General features: G+C 69.6%; 13 protein-coding genes. 11 read left to right on the forward strand and 2 right to left on the reverse strand.

Annotation, left to right across the window (positions count from 1 at the left end):
* Positions 1-3: 3 nt before the first annotated feature.
* Positions 4-918, reverse strand: a complete 915-nt coding sequence (kdgD, locus tag ACWZJV_RS06800) for a 5-dehydro-4-deoxyglucarate dehydratase (protein WP_196873248.1) — start codon at positions 916-918, stop codon at positions 4-6.
* Positions 919-1,601: 683 nt separating this feature from the next.
* Here kdgD and ACWZJV_RS06805 point away from each other — a divergent pair.
* A complete protein-coding gene (locus ACWZJV_RS06805; RefSeq protein ID WP_457180696.1) occupies positions 1,602-2,864 on the forward strand; it encodes a DUF222 domain-containing protein in 1,263 nt (420 codons plus the stop codon).
* Positions 2,865-3,195: 331 nt separating this feature from the next.
* Here ACWZJV_RS06805 and ACWZJV_RS06810 read toward each other — a convergent pair whose 3' ends face one another.
* Entirely contained in the window at positions 3,196-4,107 is a 912-nt protein-coding gene (locus ACWZJV_RS06810) for a LysR substrate-binding domain-containing protein (protein ID WP_457180697.1), read from the reverse strand.
* Positions 4,108-4,222: 115 nt separating this feature from the next.
* On the opposite strand from ACWZJV_RS06810, the gene ACWZJV_RS06815 reads away from it, so the two are divergent.
* The 10 genes from ACWZJV_RS06815 to ACWZJV_RS06860 all read left to right on the forward strand — a co-directional run bounded on the left by ACWZJV_RS06815 (position 4,223) and on the right by ACWZJV_RS06860 (position 14,116).
* Complete coding sequence (locus ACWZJV_RS06815) at positions 4,223-5,218, forward strand: tripartite tricarboxylate transporter substrate binding protein (protein ID WP_008362290.1); 996 nt, start codon at positions 4,223-4,225, stop codon at positions 5,216-5,218.
* A 28-nt stretch (positions 5,219-5,246) separates the two neighbouring features.
* A complete protein-coding gene (locus ACWZJV_RS06820; RefSeq protein WP_457180698.1) occupies positions 5,247-5,777 on the forward strand; it encodes a tripartite tricarboxylate transporter TctB family protein in 531 nt (176 codons plus the stop codon).
* Between the two features lie 12 nt (positions 5,778-5,789).
* The gene (locus ACWZJV_RS06825; RefSeq protein WP_008362288.1) at positions 5,790-7,325 is read left to right on the forward strand and encodes a tripartite tricarboxylate transporter permease; all 1,536 of its coding nucleotides are present in this window, start codon (positions 5,790-5,792) and stop codon (positions 7,323-7,325) included.
* 30 nt (positions 7,326-7,355) lie between these two features.
* The gene (locus ACWZJV_RS06830) at positions 7,356-7,751 is read left to right on the forward strand and encodes a universal stress protein (RefSeq protein WP_457180699.1); all 396 of its coding nucleotides are present in this window, start codon (positions 7,356-7,358) and stop codon (positions 7,749-7,751) included.
* The gene (locus ACWZJV_RS06835; RefSeq protein WP_457180700.1) at positions 7,748-9,025 is read left to right on the forward strand and encodes a glucarate dehydratase family protein; all 1,278 of its coding nucleotides are present in this window, start codon (positions 7,748-7,750) and stop codon (positions 9,023-9,025) included. Before ACWZJV_RS06830 ends, ACWZJV_RS06835 begins: the two co-directional genes overlap by 4 nt.
* 138 nt (positions 9,026-9,163) lie before the next feature.
* Positions 9,164-10,360, forward strand: a complete 1,197-nt coding sequence (locus ACWZJV_RS06840; RefSeq protein WP_457180701.1) for a hypothetical protein — start codon at positions 9,164-9,166, stop codon at positions 10,358-10,360.
* Positions 10,357-10,881 (forward strand): TRAP transporter small permease, encoded by a 525-nt coding sequence (locus tag ACWZJV_RS06845; protein ID WP_457180702.1) that lies wholly within the window; start codon positions 10,357-10,359, stop codon positions 10,879-10,881. Before ACWZJV_RS06840 ends, ACWZJV_RS06845 begins: the two co-directional genes overlap by 4 nt.
* Before the next feature lie 26 nt (positions 10,882-10,907).
* Positions 10,908-12,203, forward strand: coding sequence for a TRAP transporter large permease (locus ACWZJV_RS06850; protein ID WP_457180703.1), 1,296 nt, complete (start codon positions 10,908-10,910; stop codon positions 12,201-12,203).
* 48 nt (positions 12,204-12,251) lie between these two features.
* Entirely contained in the window at positions 12,252-13,301 is a 1,050-nt protein-coding gene (locus ACWZJV_RS06855) for a TRAP transporter substrate-binding protein (RefSeq protein ID WP_457180704.1), read from the forward strand.
* Entirely contained in the window at positions 13,298-14,116 is an 819-nt protein-coding gene (locus ACWZJV_RS06860) for an NAD-dependent epimerase/dehydratase family protein (RefSeq protein WP_457180705.1), read from the forward strand. The genes ACWZJV_RS06855 and ACWZJV_RS06860 overlap by 4 nt, the downstream gene beginning before the upstream one ends.
* Positions 14,117-14,118 lie beyond the last annotated feature (2 nt).

The raw sequence follows: 14,118 nt of genomic DNA on the forward strand, positions 1-14,118 counted from the left end.
GCGTCAGGAGATGCGGGCGATCAGGTCGCGCAGCTCGGCGATCTCGTCCTCGCGCAGGTCGGTCAGCGGCGGCCGGACCGGGCCCGCGGGCCGGCCGATCGCGGCCAGACCGCCCTTGACGATCGACACGGCGTAGCCGGCCGTACGGTCCCGGATGTCGAGGTAGGGGATCACGAACTCGTTGAGACGACGGTAGACCTCGTCGCGGTCCTGGGCACGTACGGCATCGTAGAACTCGATCGCCCACCTCGGCGCGAAGTTGAACAGCGCCGAGGAGTAGGTGCTCACGCCGAGCTGCAGCAGCGGCAGCGCGAAGGTCTCCGCCGTCGGCAGGCCGCCGATGTAGGTGAGCCGGTCACCGACCCGGGCGTAGGTGCGGGTCATCTGCTCGATGTTGCCGACACCGTCCTTGAAGCCGATCAGCGTGGGGTTGCGGTCGGCGAGCTGCGCGACGGCCTCGTCGCGCAGCACCGCGTTGGCACGGCTGTAGACGATCACGCCGAGACCGGTCGCCTCGCAGACGCGGCTGGCATGCTCGACCAGCCCGGCCTGCCCGGCCTCGGTGAGGTAGGGCGGCATCAGCAGGATCCCGTCCGCCCCCGCGGCCTCCGCCGCCTTCGCCTGCGCCACCGCGGTGGCCGTGCTGCCCGTCGCCGGCGCCAGCACCGGAACGGCCCCCGCGACCTCGTCCACGGCGGCACGTACGACCTGGTCGGTCTCCTCCGGGTTCAGCGAGAAGCCCTCCCCCGTGCCGCCGGCCGCAAAGAGCCCTGCCACCGGGTACTCGGCCAGCCAGCTCAGGTGCTTGCGGTAGCCCTCCTCGTCGAACTGCAGATCCTCGGTGAAATGGGTGACCGGGAACGAGAGGAGCCCGCTCTTGAGCTGGGCGGCCAGGTCGGTCGGGCTGTACTCGGTCACGAGTCACGTCCTTCAGATGTTGGGTTGCTGAGGGGGAAGGTGGTGACCATCACGTTAGGAACGTTCGGTGATGCCTGTCCAAGCCCGAATTTGAATCTCTTGATGCCTTGGGGGCATTGCAGGGTGATGCCGGAGCACCGCGACGCCCTCGGTGGTCGAGCTTGTCGAGACCACCCCGTGCGTAACCGTTCCCCGGGGCTGGCGTGGCCGCCGACCCGTTCTCGCGGGTCTTCTCGATGGGCCGCGACTTTGTGTGTCACGGACCAGTGATGACCCGGTGGTCGAGCTTGTCGAGACCACCGGGTGCGTAACCGTTCCCCAGGGCTGGCGTGGGCCGCCGACCCGTTCTTGAGGGTCTTCTCGATCTGCTCCGGCGTCAAGGACGCCCTTCGGGCGCCGGCTACGCCGGCCGCCTTCGGCGGTCCTGGACTCCGGACCAGATCGAGAAAAGATTTGGCTGGCTATCGGGGCGGCGGCCCGGGTGTGGCGCAGCGAGATTCTTGTACTGGACCGGACTGCTTTGGGGGAGGGATGGTGGCCCTCCGGGCCACTTACCATCCACAGGAACGAGACCGTTCGCTGACCGCGAAAAAGCAGCCTGACCTGGACAAATAGGTGTTCAAGTGGGTGCTTTGCGAGTAGAATCAGACCCATCACAGCACACCTCTGAAGGGAGGGACGCGATGAGTCTCGGCCACGAGATCGACCACTGGGGCACCAACCCCAGCAACGCGATCGACGCCGCCCTGACCGCCATCGAAACCTCTCTCCTTGAACTGCTGGCGTCCGATCCGGCGTATTGGCAGACCGGGCAGAAGAAGGACTTACTCAAGCGACTCGAGAAGCTCCAGGCCCAGCAGGCCGCATTGAAGCTCCGGGTGCTCGCGTCGGCTGGTGACATCGCCGAGAAGACCGGTGCCAAGGACGCCTCGGGGTGGTTGCGGACCGAGCTGCTCGTCGACAAGGCCGTCGCGCGAGCCCAGGTGAAACTCGCCGCGAGTGTCGCGAAGTACGACTTGGTGAGTGCGGGCCTGGCCCAGGGCATCGTGTCGCAGGACAAGGCCCGCGTCATCACCAAGGCCCTCGACGCGATCGAGGCCGACCCGGCCGCGAGTGCCGAGGACCTGATCCTGGCCGAGAAGCTCCTGGTCGACCACGCCACCCGGCTGACCGCCAACGAGCTGAGGATCGTCGGCAAACGGATCCTCGCCGAGATCAACCCAGACCGGTTCGAGGCCGCGGAAGCCAAAGCACTGCAGCGAGAAGAGGAGCACGCCCAGCGACGCACCTTCTTCTCCTCCCGCGACAACGGCGACGGCACCATCGACATCCACGCCCGGGTCACCCGCGCCATCGGGGCCCGGTTGCGCACGATCCTGGACTCGCTGGCCCAGCCCCGAAAGCTCTCGGCCCAGGACAAGGGCATCAAGATGCCCTACGACCGGCTGCTCGGCCAGGCCTTCGCCCGCGTGATCGAGACCTACGACGTCGACCAGCTCCCCCGCCACGGTGGGCATGCGACCACGGTGTTCATCACCATGCGCGTGGAGGACCTCCGCAAGGACCTCGGCACCGCGGCCCTCGGGTTCCACGGCGACCAGATCACCGCCGCCGAAGCCCGCCGGATGGCCTGCAACGCCGACCTCATCCCCGTCGTCCTAGGCACCGACTCCGAAATCCTCGACCTGGGCCGCACCACCCGCCTAGCCCACCCCGTCCAACACCGGGCACTCCGCCTACGCGACAAGTGCTGCCAAGCCGAAGACTGCGACGCACCCGCCGCGTGGACCGAAGCCCACCACCTCAAACCCTGGTCCCAAGGCGGCAAGACCGACATGGCCAACCTGGTCTTGTTGTGTGCCAGTGACCATCGCCGCATCCACGACCCCAACTACACCTACGAGCGACTCCCGGACCGACGCATCCGATTCACCCGACGCACCTGAATGAGTCCTGCTCGTCCTTGTGAAGCCTTCGCAAGGCGTCATCGTCTAGTAAAAGCGCGAGCAGCCCCTCGCCCGACAGAATTCCCCAGCCCGGATCGCCGAGCACGTACGCAACCAATGGAATCCGCGCCAAACCCCGCCGCCGACCCGATAGCCAGCCAAATTCTCGGCGGAGCCCGGTGTCAAGGATCGCCGAAGGCGACCGGCGAAGCCGGCGGCCGCAGGCCGTCCTTGACTCCGGGAACCGGCGAGAACACCCTCCGTAACGGGTCCGCGGCCATCAGCCTCTCGAGACACTCCAGCGCCCAACCGCCCGCCGGGGCAAACCCGCCTACCGACTCACCTCGACGATCACGTCGAGAACCCGGCGTACGACCGGACTGACAGACCCCCTTGCCCAGATCGCATGCAGCTCGACCGGCCGCTCGGGGTCCTTGTCGAGCCGGGTGTCTCCGCCGCCGTGCTCGATGGGGCGGAAGACGACGCCTTCGACGTGCAGGGAGCTGGCGGAGACGGGGACGAAGCCGACGCCACGCTCGGCGGAGACGAGGAGCATGGCGGTGAGGACCTGGTGTACGCGCTGCTCGATGCGGGGGTGGGCGTTGGCGAGGAAGCGTACGGAGAGCTCGTGGAAGTAGCGCGACTGCTGCGGGTGGTAGCCGATCACGGGCTGGCCCTCGAAGTCCTGGGGCGTCAGCGGGCGGTCGACGTCCGCCAGGGGATGGCCCTTCGGGAGCACGGCCATCAGCGGCTCGCGGGAGATCACCCGGGAGGAGAGCAGCTCGGTGTCGAAGGGTGGGCGGGCCAGACCGATGTCGATCTCGCCGTGGCGGATGCCGTCGACCTGGGCCAGGGTGACCCGCTCGGAGAGCCGCACCTCGACGTCGGGGAGCTCGACGGTGAGCCGGCGCAGCAGCGGCCCGAGGATCGAGATGGCCGAGACGGCGGTGAAGCCGAGACGGACGACACCGGCGGCACCGGCATCGACGCGACGGGCGAGGTCACCGGCGCTCTCGACCAGGTTGAGCATCCGGTAGGCCTCGTCGAGGAAGGCGGCTCCGGCACCGGTGAGCGCGACCCGGCGGTTGTCCCGTTCGAGCAGCCGTGCGCCGACGGCCTTCTCCAGCTTCTGGATCTGTCGCGACAGCGGAGGCTGGGTCATCCGCAGGCGTTCCGCCGCCCGGCCGAAGTGGAGCTCCTCGGCAACCGCCACGAACGAACGCACCTGGTCGAGCGTGATCATTCGGTCAGCGTAGACCACGATGCACCAGGTGGAACACTCCATGCTGAAACGGGCTTGGACCGGTATCGCCAAGACTCTTAGTGTCGGTGGTCACACGACGGAACTAGGAGCAACGATGCGTACGACCACCCACCTTCTCGCCGCGACCGCCGGCGTCGCGGCACTGGCCCTCTCCGCCTGCGGTGTCTCCAACACCACCGGCGGCGGCAGCGGCGGCGAGGAGTACCCCTCCGGCAACGTCGAGATGTACGTCGGCGCCTCGGCCGGTGGCTCCAGCGACCTGATCAGCCGGGCTGTCTCCAAGGGCCTCTCCGACGAGCTCGGCGCCTCCTTCCCGGTGATCAACCAGGAGGGCGCCAACGGCGCCCTCGCCGCGAACAAGGTCGCCAAGGCCAAGGCCGACGGTCAGACCATCGCCATCCAGAACGCCTCCCTGTTCGCGATCACTCCCCTGGCCGTCAGCGAGGACGAGGCCACCAGCCTCGACGACTTCGACGTCGTCCAGGGCGTCTCCCGCGACGACTACGTCATGGTCACCGGCCCGAAGAGCGGCTTCAAGACCCTCGACGACATCAAGGCGGCGAAGAAGAAGGTCACCTACGGCACCACCGGCGTCGGCACCGGCGCCCAGCTCTCCTGCGGCCTGACGTACGCCTCGGCCGGCGTCGACGCCGAGGCGGTTCCGTTCGACGGCGGCGCGCCGGCCCTGACCGCCGTGCTCGGCAACCAGGTCGACACCGCGTGCATCCAGGTCGGCGAGGCGATCGAGAACATCGAGTCCGGCAAGCTGACCCCGCTGAGCGTCTTCGGCCCCGAGCGGGTCGACTACCTGCCGGACGTCCCGACCGCGAAGGAGCAGGGTCTCGACGTCGAGGTCGCGCAGTACCGCTTCATGACGGTCCCGAAGGGCACCCCGGACGACGTCAAGGACGCCATCGCCGAGGCGATGCAGGCGACGTTCAAGACCGAGGAGTACCAGGCCTTCAACAAGCAGAACAGCCTCACGCCGATGGAGATCTCCGGCGACGAGGTGGTGACCCAGCTCGAGGAGGACAAGAAGCGGTTCGCCGACCTGGTCGAGCAGTACGGTCTCAACCTCGGCGCGAGCTGACCCCGCCCCACACGACGAAAGCATGACGATGAGCGACGAACGTACCCCCTCTCCTGAGCAGGACATCCTGGCCGAGATCCAGGCCGAGGTGGCCCACGACCTGGAGGAGGAACGGCCTCCGGCGGGCGGACCGGTCTACCAGGTGGTGGGTGCGCTCGTCGCCCTCGTCGTCGGCATCGGCGGTGCGGTCCTCTCCTACGGCTACGGCCTGGGGTCGCTGCGCCAGCCGGGGCCGGGTCTGTGGCCCTTCGTGGTCAGCATCGCGATCGCCCTGATGGCCGCGGCACTGCTCGTCGTCGGTCGCCAGCTGACCGACAGCGAGAAGTTCACCCGCTCCAGCGTGCTCCCCGCGGTCGGCCTGGTCACCTTCATCGGCCTGGCCCTGCTGATGCCGGTGATCGGCTTCGAGATCCCCTCGCTGCTGCTGTGCGTCGTCTGGCTGAGGTTCCTCGGCGGCGAGTCCTGGCGCAGCACGGTCATCACCTCGGTCGCGACGGTCGCCGCCTTCTACTTCCTCTTCCTCTACGGGCTGCGCATCCCGCTGCCCCACCTGTTCTGAGCGGAGCCCCCAGTGGACGTCAACGCATTCCTCGACGGCTTCGGGCTCGTCACCGAACCGCAGAACCTGCTCTACTGCCTGATCGGCGTGCTCATCGGCATGCTGATCGGCGTGCTCCCCGGCCTCGGGCCGGCGGCCACGATCGCCATCCTGCTGCCGATCACCTACAGCATCGACCCGGTCTCCGCGATCATCATGCTGGCCGGCATCTACTACGGCGCCCAGTACGGCGGCACGATCACCTCGGTGCTGCTCCGGCTACCGGGTGAGGCCTCCTCGGTCGTCACGGTCTTCGACGGCTTCGCCCTGGCCAAGCAGGGTAAGGCCGGCACCGCCCTCGGCATCGCTGCGATCGGCTCCTTCATCGGCGCGACCGTCTCCATCCTCGGCCTGACCCTGGTGGCCCCGCTGATCGCCGGATGGGCGCTCAGCTTCGGTGACCCGGAGTACGCCGCCCTGGCCTTGCTGGGCGTGCTGCTGGTCGCCACCATCGGCAACGGCAACAAGCTCAAGGCCATGCTCGCCGCCGCCTTCGGCCTGCTGCTGGCCACGATCGGCCGCGACAGCTTCAGCGGCGCCGAGCGCTTCACCTTCGGCAGCCTGCAGCTGACCGAGGGCATCGACTTCGTGGTCGTCGCGATGGGCCTCTTCGGCGTCGGCGAGATCCTCTACAACCTCGAGGAGCGCCACGGGAAGCCCCACGTCCCCGCCGCCGTCGCGAACATCTGGCCCTCGCGCAAGGACCTCAAGCAGTCCTCCGGCGCGATCGGCCGCGGCTCGCTGATCGGCTTCGTCCTGGGCGTGCTGCCCGGTGGTGGCGCGGTGATGTCCTCCCTCGCGGCGTACGCCACGGAGAAGCGGATCTCGAAGAACCCCGAGCGCTTCGGGCGCGGTGCCATCGAGGGCGTCGCGGCCCCCGAGACCGCCAACAACGCCGCCGCGACCTCCTCGTTCATCCCGCTGCTGACCCTCGGCATCCCGGCCAACGCGTCGATGGCGATGCTCTTCGGCGCCCTGCTCATCCTCGGCATCTCCCCCGGGCCGCAGCTGGTCGAGGAGCGCCCCGACCTGTTCTGGGGTGTCATCAACTCGATGTACATCGGCAACCTGATCCTGCTGGTCCTGAGCATCCCGCTGGTCGGCATCTTCGTGCGCATCCTGCGGGTGCGCCCGGCGATCCTGGCCCCGATCACGGCGCTGATCACGATCCTGGGCGTCTACACGATCAACAACTCCACCTTCGACATCTTCGTGATGATCGTCTTCGGCCTGATCGGCTACCTGATGAAGAAGGTCGGCTTCGAGCCCGGCCCGATGGTGCTCGCCTTCGTCCTCGGCTCCATCGTCGAGGACGGCGTACGCCGCTCGATGCTGATCTTCGACGGCGACCCGACCGGGTTCTTCACCCGGCCGATCTCGGGCACCATCCTGGCCGCCTTCGTCCTGGTCGCCCTCTGGCCCGCGGCCAAGGCGATCCTGGCCCGCCGCAAGACCGCCACCGTCGCCGCCCCGGCCGACCGCGACCACGTCGACACCCCGTCCCGCTGAGCCCGCTGGGCCCGCTGAGAGAGGCACACCATGACCATCCTGATCGGCTACGTACCGACACCGGTAGGCGAGGCGGCCCTCGAGGCCGGCCTGGCCGAGGCGGCGGCGCGCGGCGACGACGTCGTCATCGTCAACAGCCCGCGCCGCGGGGCCACCGTGGACGCCGACCTGGTCGACGAGGCGGCGGCCGCGAAGCTCGTCGCCCGGGCCACCGAGGCCGGGGTGAGCGCCCGCGTCGACCACACCACGCACGGCGCCGACGTCGTGGAGACCTTCGACGCGCTGGCCGCGGAGACCGGTGCCCGGCTGATCGTGATCGGGCTGCGCCGCCGCTCCCCGGTCGGCAAGGCCCTGCTGGGCAGCGACGCCCAGCGCATCCTGCTCGACGCCGGCGTGCCCGTCCTCGCCGTGAAGCCGACCGCATGAGCGCGGGGCCCAACCGAAGCCGGATCTCGAAGGTCGTCGTCACACCGGTCGCGTTCGCCGACCCGCCGCTGCTCAACGTGGTCGGCGTCCACCAGCCCTGGGCGCTGCGCGCGATCGTCGAGCTCCACACCGACACCGGCCTGGTCGGCCTCGGCGAGACGTACGCCGACGAGACCCACCTCGCTCGCCTCGACGCCGTCGCCGCCGCCCTGCCCGGGCACGACCCCTACGACACCCACGGCCTGCGCCGGCTCGTCGTCGACGTGCTCGGCAAGGAGACCGGCGGGGCGGGTGCCTCCTTCGGCGGCATGCTCGACGTCTCCTCGGCGGTCGACACGGTCTACTCCCCCTTCGAGGTCGCCTGCCTCGACCTGGTCGCCCGCGAGGCGGGCCGACCGGTCAGCGACCTGCTCGGTGGCGCGGTACGCGACCGGGTGCCGTTCAGCGGCTACCTGTTCTACAAGTGGGCCGGCCACCCGGGGCAGCCCAGCGACACGTGGGGCGAGGCGCTGAACCCCGACCAGATCGTCGCGCAGGCGAGGCGGATGGTCGACGGCTGGGGCTTCGGCTCGCTCAAGCTGAAGGGCGGGGTGTTCCATCCCGACGAGGAGTGCGCCGCGATCGAGGCGCTCCGCGACGCCTTCCCCGACCTGCCGCTCCGGCTCGACCCGAACGGCGCCTGGACGCCGGAGACCTCCGTCAAGGTCGCCGAGCGGCTCGCCGGTGTCGTGGAGTATCTCGAGGACCCCACCCCCGGGATCGAGGGGATGGCCCAGGTCGCGGCCCGCACCGACGTACCCCTGGCCACGAACATGTGCGTCATCGCCTTCGAGCACCTCAAACCCGCGATCGCGGTGGACGCGGTCCAGATCGTGCTCTCCGACCACCACCTGTGGGGCGGGCTGCGCCGGTCGGCGCTGCTGGGCGGCATCACCGACACCTTCGGGATGGGCCTGTCGATGCACAGCAACTCCCACCTCGGCGTCTCGCTGGCCGCGATGGTCCACCTGGCCGCCGCGACCCCGAACCTGACCTACGCCTGCGACACCCACTATCCGTGGAAGACCCAGGACGTCGTACGTCCCGGGGTGCTCGACTTCGCCGACGGCTCCGTCGCCGTGCCGACGGGTCCGGGACTGGGCGTCGAGCTCGACCGTGACCTGCTGGGCGTGCTGCACGAGCAGTACCTCACCTGCGGGGTGCGCCGCCGTGAGGACACGGTCTACATGCGGTCGCTCGAGCCGGACTTCACGCCGAACACCTCGCGCTGGTGACCGATCGGTCGATGCCTTCGGGGTATCGCCTGATGCGATAAGTGGCTTGGACACGAATCGCACATCCTGACAGTCTCCTGTGACCGGGGCCACACTCGGCTCCGCCCACGGAACATCGCCTGGCAGGAGCAGACACCGGTGACAGAGACCGACTCGGGAAGGACCGGCACCGTTCCGGTCGTCGGCTATGCCTACCCCTGGGACGTGATCGGCGATCCTTCGTTCGCCGATCGCGCCCGGGGCCTCGGGGTCACGAAGGTCGCCCTCGCGGCGGCGTACCACACCACCCGCGCCGCGACCCCGCTCCACCCGGAGCACCGGATCGTCGAGGCCCGCAGCGCGGCGCTCTATCGCCCGGTCCGCCCCGAGGCCTGGGACGGCGCCCGGCTGGTGCCGCCGGCGGCGACCTGGGTGGCCGCGGAGGACCCGTTCGGGGAGGCCGCCGCGATCCTGACCGAGGCCGGGTTCGAGGTCGCCGCCTGGATCGTGCTGACCCACTCGACGCGGCTCGGTGAGGCCCACCCGGACCTCGCGGTCGTCAACTGCTGGGACGAGCCCTACCCCTACGCCCTGTGCCCCCGCCACGAGGAGGTCCGCCGCTACGCGGAGACCCTCGCCGCCGAGGCCGTCCGCGACACCCCCACCACCACGGCCGTCCTGGAGGCGTGCGGCCAGCTCGGGCTCGGCCACGGCGGCCACCACGAGAAGACCGACGGGGCCTACGACGACGCCACCCAGGAGCTGCTCTCCATCTGCTGCTGCCCGGCCTGCCGCGAGGACTGGACCGGCCGCGGGCTGGACGCCGAGGCCACGGTCGCGGTCCTGCGCGCCGCGACCGGCGCGAACCCCTCCGGCGAGCCCGTGGACCCGAGAGCACTGGAGGTCATCCTCGAGTCCCGCCACGCCGCGGCCGACGAGCTCCGCCACCGGGTGATCGCGGCCGTCCGCGAGGCCGCCCCCGGCATCGCCGAGATCGCCCTGCACGCCCAGCCCGACCCCTGGGCCACCGGCGCCAGCCCCGGACTCACTCCGACCACGGCCGACGACGTCGACCTGGTCGTCTCCTTCTGCTGGCCGACGACCGAGGCGTCGGTGGAGACCGGGCGCCGGCTCGTGGAGGCGGTCGACGGCAGGGCAGCGGCCGCTGCGTACGTCACCGTGCTCCCGCCCACGACCGAGGACGCCTTCGGTGACCACCTGCGGGCGCTGGTCGACACCGGGATCGACCAGATCCACCTCTACCACCTCGGGCTCGCGGGTGCGGACAGACAGCACCTGCTCGCCGCGGCGACCGAGGTTCCCCACCGCCGAGACGAAGACGGAGCGAAGGCATGAACACATCCCCTGAGAACCGAACGCTCAGGCGCGCCTGGCGCGCGGTCGACACGGTCTTCGAGGCCCTCTGCATCCTCTGCCTCGTCGCCACGCTGCTGATCGTGCTGTGGCAGGTGTTCAGCCGCGAGGTGCTGAGCAGCTCCCCCAGCTGGAGCGAGGAGAGCGCCCGGATCCTGCTGGTCTGGGTCGGGTTCCTCGGCGCCACGATCGGCTTCCGCGAGGGCGCCCACATCGCAGTGACCTTCCTGGTGGACAGGTTCCCCGCGGCGCTCCGGTCGGTGATCGACCGCGTCGTCCAGGTGCTGCTGCTCGGCTTCGGGCTCTTCCTGATCGTCCAGGGCAGCCAGTTCGTCGTCGACGCTCAGGCCGCGACCCTGCCCGGGACCGGGCTCCCGCGCAGCGTCCTCTACCTCGCGATGCCGGTCGCCGGCGCCATGCTCGTCCTCTACACCGTCCTCCAGGCCTTCGGCATCAGCACCCAGCGCTACGCCGAACCTGACGACACAGCCGCGATCGACTGAGCCGCCGAGAGCCGGAGGAGTCCCCCATGCCTATCGATCCCCTCGCCATCGCCATCCTGCTGGGCAGCTTCGTCGTCCTGATCCTGCTCCGCATCCCCGTCGCCCTGGCCCTCGCCCTGGCCGCCCTCTTCGAGGCCCTCTACATCGGCCTCCCGCTGACCGTCGTGGGCCAGCGGATGGTCGCCGGTCTCGACACCTTCGCCCTGCTGGCCATCCCGTTCTTCATCCTCGGCGGCGAGATCATGGGTGCCGGCGGCATCTCCCGCCGCCTGATCGCTCTCGCCGGACTGCTCGTCGGCTGGGTCCGCGGCGGTCTCGGGATGGTCAACATCGGCGCCAGCACCTTCTTCGGGGCGCTGTCCGGCTCCTCGGTCGCGGACGTCTCCGCGATCGGGTCGGTGACCATCCCGATGATGAAGCGGCGCGGCTACGACACCGACTACGCCGTCGCGGTCACCGTCTCCGGCGCCACCCAGGCGGTCATGATCCCGCCGAGCCACAACCTGATCATCTACTCGATGGCCGCCGGCGGCGTCTCCATCGGCGCGCTGTTCACCGCTGGCGTCGTCCCGGGGCTCCTGCTCGGTGCCTCGCTGATGGTGATGGCCTACATCCTGGCGGTCAGGCGCGGCTACCCGAAGGAGGAGCTGGTCCCGCTCGCGGACGTACCGAAGATCATCGGCGAGGGGCTGCTCAGCCTGCTGATGCCGGTGATCATCCTGGGCGGCATCCTCAGCGGCATCTTCACCGCGACCGAGTCGGCGGCGATCGCCTGCCTGTACGCCTTCGTGCTGACCTTCTTCGTCTACCGCGACCTGCCGCTCAGGGCGATGATCCCGATCCTGCAGAGCGCTCTGCGCACCCTGGGCATGGTGCTGTTCATCATCGCGGCGGCGGGAGCCTTCGGCTACTTCCTGGCGTTCCTGCAGGTGCCGGCGCTGGCCACCGACGCCCTGCTCGGCATCTCCGACAACATCGTCGTGGTCCTGCTGCTGATCAACCTGCTGCTGCTCGTGCTCGGCGCGATCATGGACATGGCGCCGCTGATCGTGATCATGACGCCGATCCTGCTGCCGGTGGCCACCGGTCTCGGCATGGACCCGGTCCAGTTCGGGATCATGCTCGTCTTCAACCTGGCCATCGGCCTGATCACCCCGCCGGTCGGCAACGTCCTCTTCGTCGGCTGCGCCATCGGACGTACGTCCATCGAGAAGGTCATCAAGACGGTCGGCCTCTTCCTCATCCCGATGCTCGTGGTCCTGCTGCTGATCACGTACGTCCCGTTCTTCTCCCTCGCCCTTCCCGATGCGCTGGGCCAGTGAGCCCGGCTGTGAGCTCGGCCAAGTAGTCACCATCGAAAGGAACCAACCATGAACACCTCATCCCCCACGCCGGTCGCCCGGCGGTCCCTGTTCAAGGCCGGCGCCTTCGGTGCCGCGGCGGTCGCCGGTGGCCTCGCGCTCAACGCCTGCGGCGGCGAGTCGCTGCGCGGCAGCGGCGGAGGCGGCGGCTCGACGACCTTCAAGCTGGCCGAGACCCACCCCGACGACTACCCGACCACCCTGGGCGACAAGAAGTTCGCCGAGCTGGCCGAGAAGTACAGCGACGGCCGGATCAAGATCCAGGTCTACCCCAACGCCCAGCTGGGCGAGGAGTCGGATGCGATCGAGCAGGTGCAGATGGGCTCGATCGAGATGACCCGGATCAGCTCGGCCCCGATGGGCGAGTTCGTGCCCGCGATGGGGCTGTTCAGCCTGCCGTACCTCTTCGACGACGCCGACCACCTGTGGCGCTTCCTGGACAGCGAAAACGGCAAGAAGCTGCTCGGCGAGGCCGAGGGCGCCGGCTTCAAGGGCCTGGGCTACTTCGACCCCGGCGCACGCAGCTTCTACACCTCCCAGAAGGCCATCAAGGCACCGGCCGACGTCAAGGGGCTCAAGATCCGGGTGCAGGAGTCGCAGGTGCAGATCGACTTCGTCAAGGCCCTGGGCGGCTCCCCGACCCCGATGGACTACGGCGAGGTCTACAGCTCGCTGCAGAGCGGGCTGCTCGACGGTGCCGAGAACAACGAGCCGTCCTACTACTCCGCCTCCCACTACGAGGTCGCGAAGAACTACACCCTCGACCGGCACATGCGCGTCGCCGAGGTGCTGCTCATCAACAAGGACGTGTGGGACGGGCTCGACCCCGCGGACCAGGAGGCCCTCCAGAAGGCCGCCGACGAGGCCGCACCGTTCCAGCGCGAGAAGTGGGACGCCCAGGTCGAGGCCGACCTGGAGAAGCTGCGCGGCGAGGGTGTCACGATCAACGAGATCACCGACCTCACCCCCTGGCGCGAGGCGACCAGGTCGGTCATCGAGAAGCACGGCGCCGACCTCGGCACCTACATCGACGCCGTCGAGGAGCTGCGCAGCGCATGAGCCAGGTCGTTCTGATCACAGGGGCCAGTGGCGGCGTGGGCCGGATGATGCGCACCCGGCTCGCCCGTGAGGGCCGGGTGCTTCGCCTCCTCGACGTCGTACGTCCCGAGGACCCCGCCGAGGGCGAGGCCGTCGAGATCATCGAGGCGTCGGTGACCGACGCGGCCGCGATGCGCGCCGCGTGCGAGGGCGTCGAGGCGGTCATCCATCTGGGTGGCATCAGCGTCGAGGCGCCCTGGGACGGCATCCTGTCGGCCAACATCGACGGCACCCGGGTGGTCCTGGAGGCCGCCCGGGACGCCGGGGTGGCGCGGGTCGTGCTCGCCTCCAGCAACCACGCGGCCGGCTTCTACGACCTCGACGACGCCCCCGAGGGTGGGCTCCCCGCGGACGCCTTCCCCCGACCCGACACCTACTACGGGGTCAGCAAAGTTGCGATGGAGGCGCTCGGCAGCCTCTTCCACGACCGCTACGGCATCGACGTGACCGCGCTACGGATCGGCTCGTGCTTCGAGAGGCCGTGGGACCGCCGCTCGCTGTGGACGTGGATGTCGCCCGACGACGGTGCCCGGCTCCTCGAGGCGTGCCTGGCCACTCCCGAACCCGGCTTTCGGGTGGTGTGGGGCATCTCCCGCAACACCCGGCGCTGGTGGTCGCTGGAGGCGGGCGAGTCGATCGGCTACCACCCGCAGGACGACTCCGAGATGTACGCCGCGGAGCTGCTCGGCGACGCGGTCGACGACGGCCCGCAGGGGCCCGAGGAGCGTCTGGCGGGTGGGAAGTTCTGCTTCACCCCACTCGGGGAGCACATGTAGCG

The sequence above is a fragment of the Nocardioides sp. WG-D5 genome, from assembly GCF_054031175.1.

What these genes read in the sequence shown, in the direction of transcription:
- ACWZJV_RS06805 (WP_457180696.1), top strand. Translation starts at nt 1,602, where the DNA reads ATGAGTCTCGGCCACGAGATCGACCACTGGGGCACCAACCCCAGCAAC.
- ACWZJV_RS06810 (WP_457180697.1), bottom strand. Translation starts at nt 4,107, where the DNA reads ATGATCACGCTCGACCAGGTGCGTTCGTTCGTGGCGGTTGCCGAGGAG.
- ACWZJV_RS06815 (WP_008362290.1), top strand. Translation starts at nt 4,223, where the DNA reads ATGCGTACGACCACCCACCTTCTCGCCGCGACCGCCGGCGTCGCGGCA.
- ACWZJV_RS06820 (WP_457180698.1), top strand. Translation starts at nt 5,247, where the DNA reads ATGAGCGACGAACGTACCCCCTCTCCTGAGCAGGACATCCTGGCCGAG.
- ACWZJV_RS06830 (WP_457180699.1), top strand. Translation starts at nt 7,356, where the DNA reads ATGACCATCCTGATCGGCTACGTACCGACACCGGTAGGCGAGGCGGCC.
- ACWZJV_RS06835 (WP_457180700.1), top strand. Translation starts at nt 7,748, where the DNA reads ATGAGCGCGGGGCCCAACCGAAGCCGGATCTCGAAGGTCGTCGTCACA.
- ACWZJV_RS06845 (WP_457180702.1), top strand. Translation starts at nt 10,357, where the DNA reads ATGAACACATCCCCTGAGAACCGAACGCTCAGGCGCGCCTGGCGCGCG.
- ACWZJV_RS06850 (WP_457180703.1), top strand. Translation starts at nt 10,908, where the DNA reads ATGCCTATCGATCCCCTCGCCATCGCCATCCTGCTGGGCAGCTTCGTC.
- ACWZJV_RS06855 (WP_457180704.1), top strand. Translation starts at nt 12,252, where the DNA reads ATGAACACCTCATCCCCCACGCCGGTCGCCCGGCGGTCCCTGTTCAAG.
- ACWZJV_RS06860 (WP_457180705.1), top strand. Translation starts at nt 13,298, where the DNA reads ATGAGCCAGGTCGTTCTGATCACAGGGGCCAGTGGCGGCGTGGGCCGG.